This window comes from Pseudomonas sp. (assembly GCF_030696055.1).
Classification (GTDB): Bacteria; Pseudomonadota; Gammaproteobacteria; order Pseudomonadales; family Pseudomonadaceae; genus Aquipseudomonas.
In genome coordinates this window covers 1-15,488 of sequence record NZ_JAUYNP010000250.1, presented here as the reverse complement: position 1 = coordinate 15,488, position 15,488 = coordinate 1, and the positions used below count along the sequence as shown (strand labels likewise).

Annotated in this window: 13 protein-coding genes, 1 tRNA gene and 2 pseudogenes; 14 read left to right on the top strand and 2 right to left on the bottom strand. The window is 64.4% G+C overall.

The genetic code is table 11. The annotated features are described in order from the left end of the window. Positions 1-160, bottom strand: a pseudogene (locus Q8Q83_RS14875) (tRNA epoxyqueuosine(34) reductase QueG); the annotation flags it as partial. A gap of 59 nt (positions 161-219) precedes the next feature. On the opposite strand from Q8Q83_RS14875, the gene Q8Q83_RS14870 reads away from it, so the two are divergent. The 14 genes and pseudogenes from Q8Q83_RS14870 (at position 220) to Q8Q83_RS20270 (ending at position 15,255) form a co-directional block, all read left to right on the top strand. Beyond that, positions 220-1,719, top strand: coding sequence for an NAD(P)H-hydrate dehydratase (locus Q8Q83_RS14870; RefSeq protein WP_305624911.1), 1,500 nt, complete (start codon positions 220-222; stop codon positions 1,717-1,719). After that, the gene (gene tsaE / locus Q8Q83_RS14865) at positions 1,707-2,174 is read left to right on the top strand and encodes a tRNA (adenosine(37)-N6)-threonylcarbamoyltransferase complex ATPase subunit type 1 TsaE (protein ID WP_305624910.1); all 468 of its coding nucleotides are present in this window, start codon (positions 1,707-1,709) and stop codon (positions 2,172-2,174) included. The genes Q8Q83_RS14870 and tsaE overlap by 13 nt, the downstream gene beginning before the upstream one ends. 19 nt (positions 2,175-2,193) lie before the next feature. Beyond that, the gene (locus Q8Q83_RS14860; protein ID WP_305624914.1) at positions 2,194-3,612 is read left to right on the top strand and encodes an N-acetylmuramoyl-L-alanine amidase; all 1,419 of its coding nucleotides are present in this window, start codon (positions 2,194-2,196) and stop codon (positions 3,610-3,612) included. Positions 3,613-3,629: 17 nt separating this feature from the next. Then, complete coding sequence (gene mutL, locus Q8Q83_RS14855) at positions 3,630-5,507, top strand: DNA mismatch repair endonuclease MutL (protein ID WP_305624913.1); 1,878 nt, start codon at positions 3,630-3,632, stop codon at positions 5,505-5,507. Positions 5,508-5,542: 35 nt separating this feature from the next. Next, complete coding sequence (miaA, locus tag Q8Q83_RS14850; RefSeq protein WP_305624909.1) at positions 5,543-6,517, top strand: tRNA (adenosine(37)-N6)-dimethylallyltransferase MiaA; 975 nt, start codon at positions 5,543-5,545, stop codon at positions 6,515-6,517. A gap of 103 nt (positions 6,518-6,620) precedes the next feature. After that, positions 6,621-6,887: an RNA chaperone Hfq gene (hfq, locus tag Q8Q83_RS14845; RefSeq protein WP_305624908.1), complete on the top strand. Its 267-nt coding sequence runs from the start codon at positions 6,621-6,623 to the stop codon at positions 6,885-6,887. Between the two features lie 14 nt (positions 6,888-6,901). After that, positions 6,902-8,203: a ribosome rescue GTPase HflX gene (gene hflX, locus Q8Q83_RS14840; protein WP_305624907.1), complete on the top strand. Its 1,302-nt coding sequence runs from the start codon at positions 6,902-6,904 to the stop codon at positions 8,201-8,203. A gap of 95 nt (positions 8,204-8,298) precedes the next feature. Further along, complete coding sequence (hflK, locus tag Q8Q83_RS14835) at positions 8,299-9,450, top strand: FtsH protease activity modulator HflK (RefSeq protein WP_305624906.1); 1,152 nt, start codon at positions 8,299-8,301, stop codon at positions 9,448-9,450. Next, the gene (hflC, locus tag Q8Q83_RS14830) at positions 9,450-10,319 is read left to right on the top strand and encodes a protease modulator HflC (protein ID WP_305624905.1); all 870 of its coding nucleotides are present in this window, start codon (positions 9,450-9,452) and stop codon (positions 10,317-10,319) included. The genes hflK and hflC overlap by 1 nt, the downstream gene beginning before the upstream one ends. Before the next feature lie 100 nt (positions 10,320-10,419). Then, positions 10,420-10,605, top strand: a complete 186-nt coding sequence (locus Q8Q83_RS14825; RefSeq protein WP_305624912.1) for a DUF2065 domain-containing protein — start codon at positions 10,420-10,422, stop codon at positions 10,603-10,605. A 37-nt stretch (positions 10,606-10,642) separates the two neighbouring features. Further along, entirely contained in the window at positions 10,643-11,830 is a 1,188-nt protein-coding gene (locus Q8Q83_RS14820; protein ID WP_305624904.1) for an ATP phosphoribosyltransferase regulatory subunit, read from the top strand. Between the two features lie 79 nt (positions 11,831-11,909). Continuing rightward, on the top strand, positions 11,910-13,205 hold the full coding sequence (locus Q8Q83_RS14815) for an adenylosuccinate synthase (protein WP_305624903.1): 1,296 nt from the start codon (positions 11,910-11,912) through the stop codon (positions 13,203-13,205). Between the two features lie 184 nt (positions 13,206-13,389). Further along, positions 13,390-14,397: pseudogene (locus tag Q8Q83_RS20275) on the top strand (HAMP domain-containing protein); the annotation flags it as partial. Then, entirely contained in the window at positions 14,371-15,255 is an 885-nt protein-coding gene (locus Q8Q83_RS20270) for a methyl-accepting chemotaxis protein (RefSeq protein ID WP_371132418.1), read from the top strand. The pseudogene Q8Q83_RS20275 and the gene Q8Q83_RS20270, both read left to right, overlap by 27 nt. Before the next feature lie 96 nt (positions 15,256-15,351). Here Q8Q83_RS20270 and Q8Q83_RS14805 read toward each other — a convergent pair. Continuing rightward, positions 15,352-15,438, bottom strand: a tRNA-Leu gene (locus Q8Q83_RS14805). Positions 15,439-15,488 lie beyond the last annotated feature (50 nt).

Below are 15,488 nucleotides of genomic sequence, written 5' to 3'. Positions count from 1 at the left end.
CCATCTCGCCCTGATAGCCGGCCTCCAGCCAGCGCTGCAGATGGGCCTCGTGCTCGCCCAGCTGCAGGCCGGCGATGCCGACCTGTTGAAAGCCCAGCTCGCGGCCCCAGTCTTTGATCGACTGGGCGAGGGCGGCGAGATCGAGAGGGGAGCTGGACATGTGGATCGGGCAACCTGGGCTGAGGTGCGTATAATTCTGCCAGACATCGGAGCCCACGCATGCCGCATTCTCCCGAGATTCTTCCCTTGGCCCTCTATAGCGCCGCGCAAGTGCGCGAACTGGATGCCCGGCTGATCGCCGCCGGCACCCCGGGCTTCGAGCTGATGAGCCGTGCCGCCCATGCCATCTGGCGCGCCTTGCGCCGCCGCTGGCCGGATGCGGGCGCGGTGACTGTGCTGGCCGGGCGTGGCAATAACGCCGGCGACGGCTACCTGGTGGCGGCGCTGGCCTTGCGCGCCGGCTGGCGGGTGCGGCTGCTAGCGGTGGGGGATCCGGCGCTGCTGCAGGGCGATGCTGCCCTGGCGCGCGATGAGGCGCGGGCGGCTGGGGTGGCTATTCAAGCCTGGAGCGAATGCGCCGAGCTGAGTGGCGTGGTGGTCGACGCGTTGCTCGGCACCGGCCTCAGCGGGGCTGTGCGCGAGCCCTATGCCCAGGCGATTCGCCTGCTCAATGCCAGCTGCCTGCCGGTGCTGGCGGTGGATATTCCCTCGGGGCTGTGCGCCGACACCGGCCAGGTGCTGGGCGTGGCGGTGCGGGCGCAGCTGACGGTGACCCTGATCGGCCTGAAGCTGGGCTTGTTTACCGGCGCGGCGGCCGATTGGGTCGGCGAGTTGCAGTTCGATGACTTGCAGGCCGCTGCGGACGTAGTCGCTGAGCAAGCGTTTAGCGCGCAGCGCCTGGCCGGCAGCAAGCTGCCGCGCCTGTCACCGCGTTCGCGCAATGTACATAAGGGCCAATTGGGTCATGTGCTGGTGGTCGCTGGCGATCGCGGTTTCGCCGGCGCCGGTTTGCTCGCGGCGCAAAGCGCGCTGCGCGCCGGAGCCGGCTTGGTGACCCTGGCCACCCGCGCCGAGCATCTGGCCGCCGCCCAGGCGCGCTTGCCCGAGGTGATGGCGGCAGGGGTGGCGTCGGCCAATCAGCTACTGGCGCTGGGCGCCAATGCCAATGTCTGGGTCGTCGGACCGGGTCTGGGCCAGGCCGCCTGGGGGCGCAGTTTACTCTCGGTGGCAGCCGCCAGCAGCGCGCCCCAGATATGGGACGCCGACGCGCTGAACCTGCTGGCCCTGGGGGGCGTGAATCTGCCTGCCGGCAGCGTGATCACGCCTCATCCCGGCGAGGCGGCGCGCCTGCTTGGCATCAGTACGGCCGCGGTGCAGGCGGATCGTCTTGCTGCTGCGCGGGCCTTGGCTATGCGCTATCAGGCGGTCTGTGTGCTGAAGGGTGCCGGCACCTTGATTGCCGATCCGGCCGGGCAGCTGCTGTTGTGTGATCGTGGCCATCCGGCCATGGCCGGCGCCGGCCTGGGCGATGTGTTGGCGGGGCTGATCGGCGCGCTGCTGGCCCAGGGGCTGGCGCCCATGGCGGCGGCCAGCCTGGCGGTGTATCTGCATGCCTGTGCGGGCGAGCGCCTGGCCCGGCTGGGCTGCGGCCTGGCGGCCAGCGATCTGTGTGGGGTTATTCGTCAATTATTGCAGGAGCAGTCCGAGTGTCTGAGTTAGAACTGTTGGCCGCCGATGAGCAGGCGATGCTGGCGCTGGGGGCGCGCATAGCCGAGGCGACCGGCGGTAGTGGGGTGATCTATCTGCATGGCGACCTGGGGGCCGGCAAGACCACCCTGTCACGCGGCATCATTCGCGGCCTGGGCCATATCGGCGCGGTGAAAAGCCCGACCTTTACCCTGGTCGAACCCTATGAAGTCGGCGATCTACGGGCTTTTCACTTCGATCTCTACCGGCTGGTGGATGCCGAGGAACTGGAGTATCTGGGGATTCGCGACTATTTCGAGGGTGATGCCCTGTGCCTGGTCGAGTGGCCGCAGCGCGGTGCCGGCGTTTTGCCAAAGGCTGACCTGGACATTACCATTAGCCCGCTAGCGGCCGGCCGCGTCCTGCATCTGCAGGCGCACAGCGCCCGCGGCAATTCCTGGTGTGCCGCTTTGGCCGTCGGGACATGATCAAACAATGGGGTTGGCTATGCGCATAGGCGCGCGTTTTATCGCAGTTGGGGTGGCATTGCTTGGCTTGGTCGCCGATGTATGGGCCGCTTCGGATGTGCGCAGCGTCAGGTTGTGGCGTGCGCCGGATAACACCCGCCTGGTATTCGACCTGTCCGGTCCGGTGCAGCACAGCGTGTTCCTGCTGTCCGCGCCCAATCGCATCGTCATCGATGTCAGTGGGGCTAAGCTGGCGACCCAGTTCGATCAGCTGGCCTTGAGCAATACCCCTATCACCAGCGTGCGCTCGGCGCAGCGCACCCCGGAAGATCTGCGGGTGGTGATCGACCTGTCGGCCCCGGTGACACCGAAGAGCTTCACCTTGGCGCCCAACCAGCAGTACGGTCACCGCCTGGTGGTCGACCTGTTCGATCAGGAGGCCGGTGCCGCGCCCAACCTGCCGAGCAGCACGGTGGCGACTGCGCCGCAGGTGCCGGTGACCACGATCCAGGCGCCGCCCAAGCTGCCCCCCGTGCCCAACGGCAAGCGCGATATAGTGATCGCCATCGACGCCGGCCACGGTGGTGAGGACCCGGGGGCGCTGTCGGCGGGCAAGGGTCAGTACGAGAAGAATGTGACCCTGGCCATCGCTAAGGAGTTGCAACGCCAGATCAACAGCGAGAAGGGCTTCCGCGGTGAGCTGGTGCGTACCGGCGACTACTTTATCCCGCTGCGCAAGCGCACCGAGATCGCGCGCAAGAAGGGCGCAGACCTGTTCGTCTCCATCCATGCCGATGCCGCGCCGCGCGCCGCGGCCTTCGGTGCGTCGGTCTACGCCCTGTCCGATCGCGGCGCCACCTCGGAAACCGCCCGTTGGCTGGCGGATTCGGAAAATCAGTCGGACCTGATCGGTGGTGCCGGCAACGTCAGCCTGGACGATAAGGACCGCATGCTCGCCGGGGTGTTGCTCGACCTGTCGATGACCGCCTCGCTGTCATCCAGCCTGAATGTCGGCAACAAGGTGCTGGGCAATATGGGCCGGGTGACGCCGCTGCATAAGCGCCGCGTCGAGCAGGCCGGCTTTATGGTGCTGAAGTCGCCGGATATTCCCTCGATTCTGGTCGAAACGGGCTTTATCTCTAACCCCAATGAAGCCCGCAAGCTGTCCTCGGCCGGCCATCAGCAGGCCTTGGCCCGCTCCATTCTCACCGGCGTGCGGCAGTTCTTTCACGAAAACCCGCCGCCGGGCAGCTATGTGGCCTGGCTGCGCGATAGCGGCAAGATCACCCTCGGCCCGCGCGAGCATGTGGTCAGCTCGGGCGAAAGCCTGGCGCTGATCGCTCAGCGCTACCAGGTCAACCTGGCCACCCTGCGCAATGCCAATGGGCTGAAAACCGATGCGCTGAAGATCGGTCAGCGCCTGCAGGTGCCGGCGACCGCTCTGGCGGCGCAACCATGAGCAGCCATGAGCCCGGGATAAAAGAACTGGCGCGTATCCAGCTGCTGAGCCCGCGCCTGGCCAACCAGATCGCCGCCGGCGAGGTGGTCGAGCGGCCGGCCTCGGTGATCAAGGAACTGCTGGAAAACAGCCTGGACTCCGGGGCCAAGCGCATCGAGGTGGATGTCGAGCAAGGCGGGGTCAAGCTGCTGCGGGTGCGCGATGACGGTGGCGGCATCTCCCCCGACGATCTGCCGCTGGCCTTGGCGCGGCATGCCACCAGCAAGATTCGCGAGCTGGAAGACCTCGAACAGGTCATGAGCCTGGGCTTTCGCGGCGAGGCCCTGGCCTCGATCAGCTCGGTGGCGCGCCTGTGCCTCACCTCGCGCACCGCCGATGCCGAGCAGGCCTGGCAGGTGGAGACCGAGGGCCGCGACATGCAGCCGCGGGTGCAGCCGGCGGCCCATCCAGTCGGCACCTCGGTGGAAGTGCGCGACCTGTTCTTCAATACCCCGGCGCGGCGTAAGTTTCTCAAGACCGAGAAAACCGAATTCGACCACCTGCAAGAAGTGATCAAGCGCCTGGCCCTGGCGCGTTTCGATGTGGCCTTCCATCTGCGCCACAACGGCAAGACGGTGCTCGGCCTGCACGAGGCGCCCGATGAGATCAGCCGCGCGCGCCGGGTGGCTTCGGTCTGCGGCCCGGCCTTTCTCGAACAGGCGTTGCCCATCGATATAGAGCGCAATGGTCTGCATCTGTGGGGCTGGGTCGGCTTGCCGACCTTCTCGCGCAGTCAGGCGGATTTGCAGTACTTCTATGTAAACGGGCGCATGGTGCGCGACAAGCTGGTCGCCCACGCGGTGCGCCAGGCCTACCGCGATGTGCTGTTCAACGGCCGCCATCCGACCTTCGTGTTGTTCCTGGAAATCGACCCTTCGGTGGTCGACGTCAATGTGCACCCGACCAAGCATGAAGTGCGCTTTCGCGATGGGCGCATGGTGCATGACTTCCTCTACGGCACCCTGCACCGCGCGCTGGGCGAGGTGCGCCCGGAGGATCAATTGGCGGCGCCGGCCGGCATCAACGAGATGGTTCGGCCAACCGGCCAGGCCGCCGGGGAGTTCGGCCCCCAGGGCGAGATAGGCTTGGCCGCCAGCTTGCTGGAGTCCGCGCCCAGTGCCTCGGTCTGGCGTTCTCCGGGTGCGGGTTATCAGGGCGCGCGCCCCGAGGCGGCATTGCCTGCCGCCGAGGCGCAAGGCGCCTACCGCGAGTTCTTCGCCCCGCTGGTGCCTGCCGTCGCTGCGCCGAGCCTGCCGGTGGCCCAGGGCGATATCCCGCCCCTGGGTTATGCCATTGCCCAGCTGAAGGGCATCTATATCCTCGCCGAGAACGTCCAGGGCCTGGTGGTGGTGGACATGCACGCGGCCCATGAGCGCATCACCTATGAACGGCTGAAGGTGGCTATGGCCAGCGAAGGCCTGCGCGGTCAGCCGTTGCTGGTGCCGGAGTCTATAGCGGTAAGCCAGCGCGAGGCCGATTGCGCCGAAGAGCATGGCGAATGGTTCCAGCGTCTGGGCTTCGAGTTGCAGCGGTTGGGTCCGGAAACTTTGGCGATCCGGCAGATTCCGGCGCTGCTCAAGCAGGCCGAAGCCACTCGCCTGGTGCAGGATGTACTCGCCGATCTGCTGGAATACGGCACCACCGACCGCATTCAGGCCCACCTGAACGAGCTGCTCGGCACCATGGCCTGCCATGGCGCGGTGCGCGCCAATCGCCGCCTGAGCCTGCCGGAAATGAATGCCCTGCTGCGCGATATGGAGCACACCGAGCGCAGCGGCCAGTGCAACCATGGGCGCCCGACCTGGACCCAGCTGGGCATGGATGACCTGGATAAGCTGTTTCTGCGCGGCCGTTAAACGGCCCGCGGCTACCCTTTAGAGACCTCTTAAGCATGTCCGAGCGCCTGCCTCCGGCGATTTTCCTGATGGGGCCAACCGCCGCTGGCAAGACCGATCTGGCCCTTGAGCTGGCGCGGGTGTTGCCTTGCGAGCTGATCAGCGTCGACTCGGCGCTGATCTATCGCGGCATGGATATAGGCACGGCCAAGCCGGATAAGTCCGTGCTGGCCGAGTTTCCCCATCGTCTAGTCGATATTCGCGACCCCGCCGAGAGTTACTCGGCAGCCGAGTTTCGTGCCGATGCCCTGGCGGCCATGGCTGACATCAGCGGGCGCGGCCGCATCCCGCTGCTGGTCGGCGGCACCATGTTGTATTACAAGGCATTGCTGGAAGGCTTGGCGGATATGCCGGCGGCCGACCCGCAGGTACGGGCGGAGCTGGAGGCGCGCGCCCAGGTCGAGGGCTGGCAGGCGCTGCACGACGAATTGCGCGCGGTAGACCCTGAGTCCGCCGCGCGCATTCACCCCAATGACCCACAGCGCCTGATTCGGGCGCTGGAGGTTTACCGCGTCAGCGGCCAGAGCATGACGGTCCATCGCCAGCGCCAGGCCGCAGAAAATACTGCCGGCGGCGCCTCGGTGGGGGGGCAATTCCCCTATACTGTCGCGCAATTGGCCATAGCGCCGGCCCAGCGTCAGTTGTTGCACGAGCGCATTGCGCGGCGATTTCGCCTGATGTTGGAACAGGGCTTGATCGACGAGGTCGAAGGCCTCCGACAGAGAAGTGACTTGCATGCCGGCTTGCCGTCTATACGAGCTGTAGGTTATCGCCAAGTCTGGGATTACCTGGAGGGCAACCTGAGCAAGGTGCAGATGGAAGAGGGCGGCATTATTGCCACTCGCCAGCTGGCCAAGCGGCAGTTCACCTGGTTGCGGGGTTGGGATGATGTGCAGTGGCTGGATAGTCTGGCCTGTGACAATCTGCCGCGCGCCTTGAAATACCTGGCGGCGGTCTCCATATTGACCTGAGACCTTGCCGTTAGCCGTCTATCCTTGGGGGTGGGGCGGTTCTAAGCCGTTTACGGGTTTTACTAAAAATTATTGAAAATTGATCCTTAAAGGAGTGCGGCACATGTCAAAAGGGCATTCGCTACAAGACCCTTACCTGAATACCCTGCGTAAGGAACGCGTCCCTGTTTCCATCTACCTGGTCAACGGCATCAAGCTGCAGGGCCAGATCGAGTCTTTCGACCAGTTCGTGATTCTGTTGAAGAACACCGTCAGCCAAATGGTCTACAAGCACGCTATTTCCACCGTGGTGCCGAGCCGCCCGGTGCGTCTGCCGAGTGCGACCGAAACCGAGCAGGCCGAAGCCGAAGCTGAACCTGGCAACGCTTGATCTAGGAGGCTGCATTGTTCTTCGAGCGCCATGAAGGTGGGGAACGGGCTCTCCTGGTTCACCTGGACGGTCAAGATTCCGCGGCGCGTGAAGATCCGCAAGAATTCCAGGAATTGGCCCTTTCGGCTGGCGCCGAAACGGTGGCCTTCTGTACCGTGCCGAGCAATCGGCTGACCGCCAAATACCTGATCGGCAGTGGCAAGGTTGAAGAGTTGCGGGATCAGGTCAAGGCCACCGCCGCCGATCTGGTCATCTTCAACTATGTGCTCACGCCCAGCCAGGAGCGCAACCTCGAGCGCGTGTTTGAGTGTCGAGTATTGGACCGTACCGGTCTGATTCTCGACATCTTCGCTCAGCGCGCGCGTACCCATGAAGGCAAGCTGCAGGTCGAACTGGCTCAGCTCGATCACCTGAGCACGCGTCTGGTGCGCGGCTGGACGCACTTGGAACGGCAGAAGGGCGGTATCGGTCTGCGCGGCCCAGGGGAAACCCAGTTGGAAACCGACCGCCGCCTGTTGCGCGTGCGCATTCGCCAGATCAAGCAGAAGCTCGAGAAGGTGCGCAGTCAGCGTGAGCAGGCGCGGCGTGGACGTCAGCGCGCGGATATTCCCTCGGTGTCGTTGGTCGGCTATACCAACGCCGGCAAATCGACCCTGTTCAATGCCCTGACCGAGTCCGATGTGTACGTCGCCGATCAGCTGTTCGCCACCCTGGATCCGACCTTGCGCCGTCTGGAGTTGGATGATCTGGGGCCGATAGTGCTGGCCGATACCGTGGGCTTTATTCGCCATCTGCCACATAAATTGGTCGAAGCCTTTCGCGCGACGCTCGAGGAGTCGAGCAACTCCGACTTGCTCCTGCATGTGATCGATTCCCACGAGCCCGAGCGCGATCAGCAGATTGAGCAGGTCATGGCGGTGCTGGACGAAATCGGCGCGCATGAGCTGCCGCTGCTCGAGGTCTACAACAAGCTGGATCTGCTCGAGGGGGTTGAACCGCAAATTCAGCGCAATGCCGAGGGCAAGCCGCAGCGGGTCTGGCTGTCGGCCCGCGATGGGCGCGGTCTGCCCCTGTTGAAGCAAGCCATTGCCGAGTTGCTGGGCGATGACTTATTCGTCGCGACCTTGCAGTTGCCGCAGCGTCTGGCGCGCCTGCGGGCACAGTTTTTCGCCTTGGGTGCGGTGCAAAGCGAGGCGCATGCCGAGGATGGCAGCAGCTTGTTGAGCGTGCGCCTGCCACGGGTTGAGTTGAATCGACTGCTCAGTCGTGAAGGGCTGAAGCCGCTGGAATTTATTGAACAACACACTTTGCAATAAAGCCTGCGGCAGTGTTTTGCCGCAGGCTGCGTGCATTCGGTAGCATTGGCGGGCGCGCCGTGGGCGCGTCTTGGCTTTATCAGATGGAGAGCGCTATGGCTTGGAATGAGCCGGGTGGCAACTCGAACAATCAGGATCCCTGGGGTGGCCGCAAAGGCGGTGACCGCAAGGGGCCGCCGGATCTCGACGAAGCCTTCCGCAAGCTGCAGGAGAGCCTCAATGGGCTGTTCGGTGGCAAGAAACGTGGCGGTGACGCCGATGCTGGCAACGGCGGTGGCTTCAGTCTGCTGCTGGTGGGCTTGGCATTGCTGGCAGTGGTTTGGCTGTACAGCGCCATCTATGTGGTCGATGAGCAGGAGCAGGCGGTGGTGCTGCGTTTCGGCAAGTATTACGAAACCGTAGGGCCGGGCCTGAACATCTACTTCCCGCCGATCGATCGCAAGTTCCAGGAAAACGTCACCCGTGAGCGTGCTTACAGCAAGCAGGGGCAGATGTTGACCGAGGACGAGAACATCATCGAAGTGCCGCTGACCGTGCAGTACAAGATCAGCAACCTGAAGGATTTCGTGCTCAACGTCGATCAGCCGGAAGTCAGCCTGCAGCATGCCACCGACAGTGCGGTGCGCCATGTGGTGGGTTCTACCGAGATGGATCAGGCGCTGACCGAAGGCCGCGAGCTGATGGCCAGCCAGGTGCTCGATCGCTTGCGTGGTTTTATGGAGAGCTATAAGACCGGCATCACCGTGACCCAGGTCAACTTGCAGAGCGCCGCGGCGCCGAGCGAGGTGCAGGAAGCCTTCGATGACGTGATCCGCGCCCGTGAAGACGAGCAGCGCGAGAAGAACATGGCCGAGACCTATGCCAATGGCGTGGTGCCGGAAGCCCGTGGTCAGTCGCAGCGCTTGATCGAGGATGCCAGTGGCTACCGCGATGAAGTGGTTTCCCGCGCCCAGGGTGAGGCGGATCGCTTCACCGCCCTGGTTGCCGAGTACCGCAAGGCCCCGGAAGTGACCCGTGAGCGTCTGTACCTGGACACCATGCAGGAGCTGATGAGCAACACCAGCAAGGTGCTGGTGACCGGCGACAAGGGGCAGAACAACCTGCTCTATCTGCCGCTGGATAAAATGATCGACGGCCGTGGTGCGTCTGCGCCCAGTGCGGTATCGGGGGCTGCGGCCAGCGATGTGAGCTCGCGTGTGAGCATCGATCCGCGTCAGGTTGAGCTGCGTACAAGGGAGAGCCGCTGATGAGCAATAAATCGCTGATCGCCCTGATTGTTGGCGTGGTGCTGGCGCTGGTCGCGTGGAACAGCTTCTATATCGTGGCGCAAACCGAGCGGGCGGTACTGCTGCAGTTCGGTCGTATCGTCCAGCCGGACGTGCAGCCCGGTGTGCATGTGAAGATTCCTTACGTCAACCAGGTGCGCAAGTTCGATGCGCGTCTGCTGACTTTGGACTCCAGCAGTTCGCGCTTCCTCACCCTGGAGAAGAAGGCGTTGATGGTCGATGCGTTCGCCAAGTGGCGAGTGCTGGATGCCGAGCGTTACTACACCGCGACTTCGGGTATCAAGCAGACGGCCGACGAGCGTCTGGCTCGTCGTCTGGAGGCTTCGCTGCGTGACCAGTTCGGGAAGCGCACCTTGCATGAGTCGGTGTCGGGCGAGCGGGATGCCTTGATGGCCGATGTGACCGCGGCGCTGAATCGCGCGGCCAAGCAAGAGCTGGGTATCGAGGTGGTGGACGTGCGGGTCAAGTCCATCGATCTGCCGAAGGAAGTCAATCGCAGCGTATTCGACCGCATGGGTTCCGAGCGTGAGCGTGAAGCCCGCGAGCATCGCGCCAAGGGCAAGGAGCTGGCCGAGGGTATTCGGGCCGATGCCGATCGTCAGCGCCGTGTGCTGCTGGCCGATGCCTACCGTCAGGCTGAAGAGCTGCGCGGTGATGGTGATGCTCAGGCGGCGGCGATCTACTCCAAGGCCTATGGCATGGATCAGGAGTTCTACTCCTTCTACCGCAGCCTGCGGGCCTATCGCGAGAGTTTCGCCGATAAGCGCGATGTGCTGGTGCTGGATCCGAAGAGCGACTTCTTCCGTTATCTGGAGACGTCCAAGCCCTAAGCTCTCACCCCGGTGGCCTGCCGCCGGGGTGATCCTTATGGAAAACGTGGTATCATGCGGCAGCCGGGAAAATCCCGGCTTTTTTGCGTCTGTGGGAATCATGTGGCAGGAACTGGGCATCGCGTTGTGTCTATTGTTGGTGCTGGAAGGCATCCTGCCCTTTCTCTGTCCGCGCCAATGGCGTGGAGCGCTCGCACAGTTGATACGGCTGTCGGATCGACAGCTGCGTCTGATGGGGTTGGCCAGCATGCTGCTGGGCACAACTTTCCTTTATTGGCTTCACTGAAGGCTGGTGCCGCCCGGTTCAAGAGGGGAATGGCGAAATGGCAAGGGTAGACCGCTGGCTCCTGCCAGATGGCATCGAAGAAGTACTGCCGCCGCACGCGGCGCGCATCGAAGTGGCGCGCCGCCAGGTGCTGGATCTGTTCCAGCGCTGGGGCTATGAATTCGTGGTAACGCCGCATATCGAGTACCTGGAGTCGCTGCTCACCGGCGCGGGCCAGGACCTCGACCTGCGCACCTTCAAGGTGACCGATCCGCTGTCCGGTCGGCAGATGGGCTTTCGCGCCGACATCACGCCGCAAGTGGCGCGCATCGATGCGCATACCCTGCGCCGCGAAGGGCCGAGCCGGCTGTGCTACGCCGGCAGCGTGGTGCACGCTCAGCCGCGCGCGCTGACCACCTCGCGCAGTCCGATCCAGTTGGGCGCCGAGCTGTATGGCGATGCCAGCCCGGCCAGCGATGTGGAAGTGATCAGCCTGCTGGTCAACACCCTCGAGCTGGCCGCGGTGCCGGATGTGCATATGGACCTTGGCCATGTCGGTATCTACCGCGGCCTGGCCCGCGCCGCCGAATTGTCCGGCGAGGTCGAGCAACAGCTGTTCGATGCGCTGCAACGCAAGGCCGTGGATGAAGTGGCCGAACTGACCGAGGCGCTGCCCGATGAGCTGCGCAAGATGTTGCGCGCGCTCAGCGAGCTGTGTGGCGGTCGTGAGGTGCTGGATCTGGCCCAGGCTTGCCTGGTCGAGGCCCCGGATGAGGTGCATGCCGCGCTGGACGAGCTGATGGCAATTGCCGACGCGCTGAGCTTGCGCTACCCGGAATTGCCGCTGTACTTCGATCTGGGTGAGCTGCGCGGCTATCACTACCACACCGGTGTGGTGTTCGCCGCCTTCGTCCCGGGGCTTGGCTATGCCATCGCCCAGGGCGGCCGCTATGACGATATCGGCGCCGACTTCGGTCGTGCCCGCCCTGCTACTGGGTTTTCCACCGATTTGAAGACCCTGGTCAGCCTGGGGCAGATGCAGCTGGACGAGATGTCGGCGAGTGTCTGGGCTCCGGATAACCATGATGTGTTTTTGTGGCAGGCGATTCAGCGCTTGCGCCAGGACGGTCAGCGCGTGGTCCAGGCTCTGCCTGGGCAAACGGTTGCTGATGCCGGTGCGGCGGGTTGTGATCGCCAGCTGCTGTTGCGTGACGGCCGTTGGCAGTTGGCGGCACTGGCGTCCTGAGGGGCGGCCAGGCTGCTCGTCCTGAAATGTTTCCGTCGACTGTGGTCGACATCAAGTTTGCGCGAAGAGGGCAAGTGTTATGGGTAAGAATGTCGTAGTCCTGGGCACCCAGTGGGGCGATGAGGGCAAGGGCAAGATCGTCGACCTGCTGACCGAACAGGCTGCAGCTGTTGTGCGTTACCAGGGCGGCCATAACGCGGGCCATACCCTGGTGATCGACGGCGAGAAAACCGTTCTGCACCTGATCCCTTCGGGCATCCTGCGGGAAAACGTGCAGTGCCTGATCGGCAACGGCGTGGTGGTCGCTCCCGATGCGTTGATGCGCGAGATCATCAAGCTGGAAGAAAAGGGCGTGCCGGTGCGCGAGCGCCTGCGTATCAGCCCGTCCTGCCCGCTGATCCTGCCGTACCATGTGGCTCTGGATCAGGCCCGTGAGAAAGCCCGTGGCGACGCCAAGATCGGCACCACCGGTCGCGGCATCGGCCCGGCCTACGAAGACAAGGTGGCTCGCCGCGGTCTGCGCATCGGCGATCTGTTTCACCGCGAGCGCTTCGCCGCCAAGCTCGGCGAGCTCTTGGATTACCACAACTTCGTGCTGGTCAATTACTACAAAGAGCCGGCCATCGACTTCCAGAAGACTCTGGATGAGTGCATGGAATACGCCGAGCTGCTCAAGCCGATGATGGCGGACGTCACCGCGGTGCTGCACGAGATGCGCCGCGAGTCCAAGGACATCATGTTCGAGGGCGCCCAGGGTTCGCTGCTGGATATCGACCACGGCACCTACCCCTACGTGACCAGCTCCAACACCACCGCCGGCGGTATCGCCACGGGTTCGGGTTTCGGTCCCATGTACCTGGATTACATCCTCGGCATCACCAAGGCCTACACCACCCGCGTCGGTTCCGGTCCTTTCCCCACCGAGCTGTTCGATGACACCGGCGCCTTCCTGGCCAAGCGTGGCCATGAGTTCGGTTCCACCACCGGTCGCGCCCGTCGTTGCGGCTGGTTCGATGCGGTGATCCTGCGTCGCGCCATCGAGATCAACAGCATCTCCGGCCTGTGCCTGACCAAGCTCGACGTGCTCGACGGTCTGGAAAGCATCCGCATCTGCGTCGGTTACCAGGATCAGCACGGCGAAGTGCTGGTCGATGCGCCGACTGACGCCGACAGCTACCTGGGCCTGCAGCCGGTCTACGAAGACATGCCAGGCTGGAGCGAGTCGACTCTGGGGGCCAAGACCCTGGAAGAACTGCCGGCCAATGCGCGTGCCTATATCGCGCGGGTGCAGGCGTTGGTTGGCGCACCTATCGATATCATTTCCACCGGCCCGGACCGTAATGAGACCATAGTCTTGCGTCATCCGTTCGCCTGATAGTCGCTGGTTGTGCAACAAAGGGTCGCCATGGGCGGCCCTTTGTCGTTTCTGCTGTTACAGTTTTATCTGCAGTGGTCGATCCATGGGTATCGGTCGTTCTCATTTCTGAAGGGGTAGAGCCTTGTTCTCTTTACTGCATAGCCGCTTGTTGCGTCCGGTGTTTATCGCCTTGGGAGTCGCCATGCTGGTACAGGTGCTCTTGGCGGTCTGGTTGACCCGCACCACTGTCGATGACCTGGTGGCCGACCTGGCGACGCGCATGCAGGACGACAGTCAGCGCCTGGGAGCGGAGTTGGGCGCGGCCGAGCGCGAGGTGGTGCAGGGCTTGCAGGCGTTGTCGGCGAATACCCGTAAAAGCCTCGGCGCGGCCTTGTCCGAGCGCCTGCAGGCCGAGCGCGAGCAGCTGCGCGGCGTGCTGGAGCAGAATCTCAAGCAGTCCGGCAGCGCCATGGCGCAGCTGCTGGCCGGTGTCGCGCCCAAGGCCATCTGGGACAAGGATGTGCCGGCATTGACCGAATTCGTGCGCATCGCCCAGCGCGATCCGGCGGTGTTGTTCGCCGTCTATTACGACGCCGCCGGAGAGCGCTTGACCCGCAGCTTCAATCGCAGCGACTCGCGAATCAGGGCCCTGGTCGCGGCCGGGCAGGGCGATAAGCCGCTGGACAAGCTGATCGAGGCGGCGTCCCGTGATCCGCAGGTCTATATGGTGGAGCTGGACATCAATCCCATGGGTGCGCAGATCGGCAAGATCCAGCTGGGCCTGTCCAAGGCGGCGGTGGAGCAGGAGTTGCAGGCACTGGATCAGCGTTTCGCCGCCCTGGTGGAGAATGCCGGCGAGTTGGTGGACAGCAGTCTGGCTGGCGCGGCCCGCGACAGCACCCAGGCGCTGCAGCGGCGCTTGAGCGAGGCGCAGCAGGCCGCCGAGGGCATGGCGAAGAACAGTCTGGGTTCGGTGCAGGTCGCCGCCGACAACCTGCGCTGGCGTATCGCCGTGGGCCTGCTGGTGGTGGGTTTCCTGACCCTGCTGGTGGTGGCGTTGGTGCTGGGTTGGCGGGTATTGAGTCGCCTGCAGCTGCTGATCGCGGCCTTGCACGATCTGGCGGCGGGCGAGGGCGATCTGACCCGGCGTGTCGAGCTGGACAGTCAGGATGAGGTGGGCGATATGGCGGCGGCGGTCAATCAGTTCCTCGCCAAGCTGCAGCCCATAGTGCGCGAGGCGGGCGAGGTGGCGGTGCGTACCGGGCAGGAGATCGCCAGCCTGGCGTCGCGTAGCGCGGCGGCGGAGGCGGCGGCCGGGCGCCAGCGTGACGAGGTGGCGGGCAGCCTGCAGGCCTTGGCGCAGATGGCGGGCGAGGCGCAGGCGGAGAGCCAGGCCATGCAGGAGGCGCTGCGCCGGGTGGCGGCGATCCGCCAGGCGACCCAGGACAATGCGGCCATCGCGGCCCGGGTCGGCGGGGCGATCGAGGAACTGGTGCTGCGGGTGGGCGACGGTGCGGCGGTGATCGAGCGATTGGCCAAGCAGAGCGAGCAGATCGAGGTGGTGCTGACGGTGATCCACGGCATCGCCGAGCAGACCAATCTGCTGGCCTTGAATGCGGCCATCGAGGCGGCGCGGGCGGGGGAGAGCGGGCGCGGTTTCGCCGTGGTGGCCGACGAGGTGCGGGCGTTGGCGAGCAAGACCCAGCAATCGACCGGCGATATTCAGGCGCATATCGGCGCCTTGCAGAAAGGCGCGCGGGAAGCGGTTGGCGCCATAGGTCAGGCGGGGTTGCAGGCGGATCAGGGGCTGGCCGCGTTGCGTGAGAGCGCCAAGGTGCAGCAGTCGGTGCAGTCGGCGGTCGAGGAGGTGCATGGGGCGATCAATGCGGCGACTGAGGCGGCGGCCCACCAGGCCGAGGGGGCCGATGCCGTGCGTGGGCGGGTCGAGGTGATTCATGCCGAGGCCCAGCGTGCGGCCGAGGCGGTCGCGGCTACGGCGGATAGCGGGCGGGTGCTGGATGGTTTGGCGCGGCAGCTAAAGGCCAGTCTGGGCCAGTTCCGCGTTTAGCGGTGCGGGCTGAATACCTGCCGGGCCAGCTCCGGCAGGTGGCTAGGCCAAATCGCAGGTAATAAAAAACCGAGCGCTTGGCTCGGCTTTTTGAATTGGTGCCCAGGAGAAGACTCGAACTTCCACGACCGTAAGGTCACCAGCACCTGAAGCTGGCGTGTCTACCAATTTCACCACCTGGGCATTGCAGCAAGCTTAACCGTTGCCGGTACGGAGCGTTGCGTCCGTTTATA

Excerpts from the sequence above, each read along its gene's own strand:
- Q8Q83_RS14825 (WP_305624912.1), top strand. The coding sequence starts at position 10,420 with ATGTGGCAGGAACTGGGCATCGCGTTGTGTCTATTGTTGGTGCTGGAA.
- hflC (WP_305624905.1), top strand. The coding sequence starts at position 9,450 with ATGAGCAATAAATCGCTGATCGCCCTGATTGTTGGCGTGGTGCTGGCG.
- Q8Q83_RS14860 (WP_305624914.1), top strand. The coding sequence starts at position 2,194 with ATGCGCATAGGCGCGCGTTTTATCGCAGTTGGGGTGGCATTGCTTGGC.
- Q8Q83_RS14815 (WP_305624903.1), top strand. The coding sequence starts at position 11,910 with ATGGGTAAGAATGTCGTAGTCCTGGGCACCCAGTGGGGCGATGAGGGC.
- hflK (WP_305624906.1), top strand. The coding sequence starts at position 8,299 with ATGGCTTGGAATGAGCCGGGTGGCAACTCGAACAATCAGGATCCCTGG.
- miaA (WP_305624909.1), top strand. The coding sequence starts at position 5,543 with ATGTCCGAGCGCCTGCCTCCGGCGATTTTCCTGATGGGGCCAACCGCC.
- Q8Q83_RS14870 (WP_305624911.1), top strand. The coding sequence starts at position 220 with ATGCCGCATTCTCCCGAGATTCTTCCCTTGGCCCTCTATAGCGCCGCG.
- hfq (WP_305624908.1), top strand. The coding sequence starts at position 6,621 with ATGTCAAAAGGGCATTCGCTACAAGACCCTTACCTGAATACCCTGCGT.
- Q8Q83_RS14820 (WP_305624904.1), top strand. The coding sequence starts at position 10,643 with ATGGCAAGGGTAGACCGCTGGCTCCTGCCAGATGGCATCGAAGAAGTA.
- Q8Q83_RS20270 (WP_371132418.1), top strand. The coding sequence starts at position 14,371 with ATGGCGGCGGCGGTCAATCAGTTCCTCGCCAAGCTGCAGCCCATAGTG.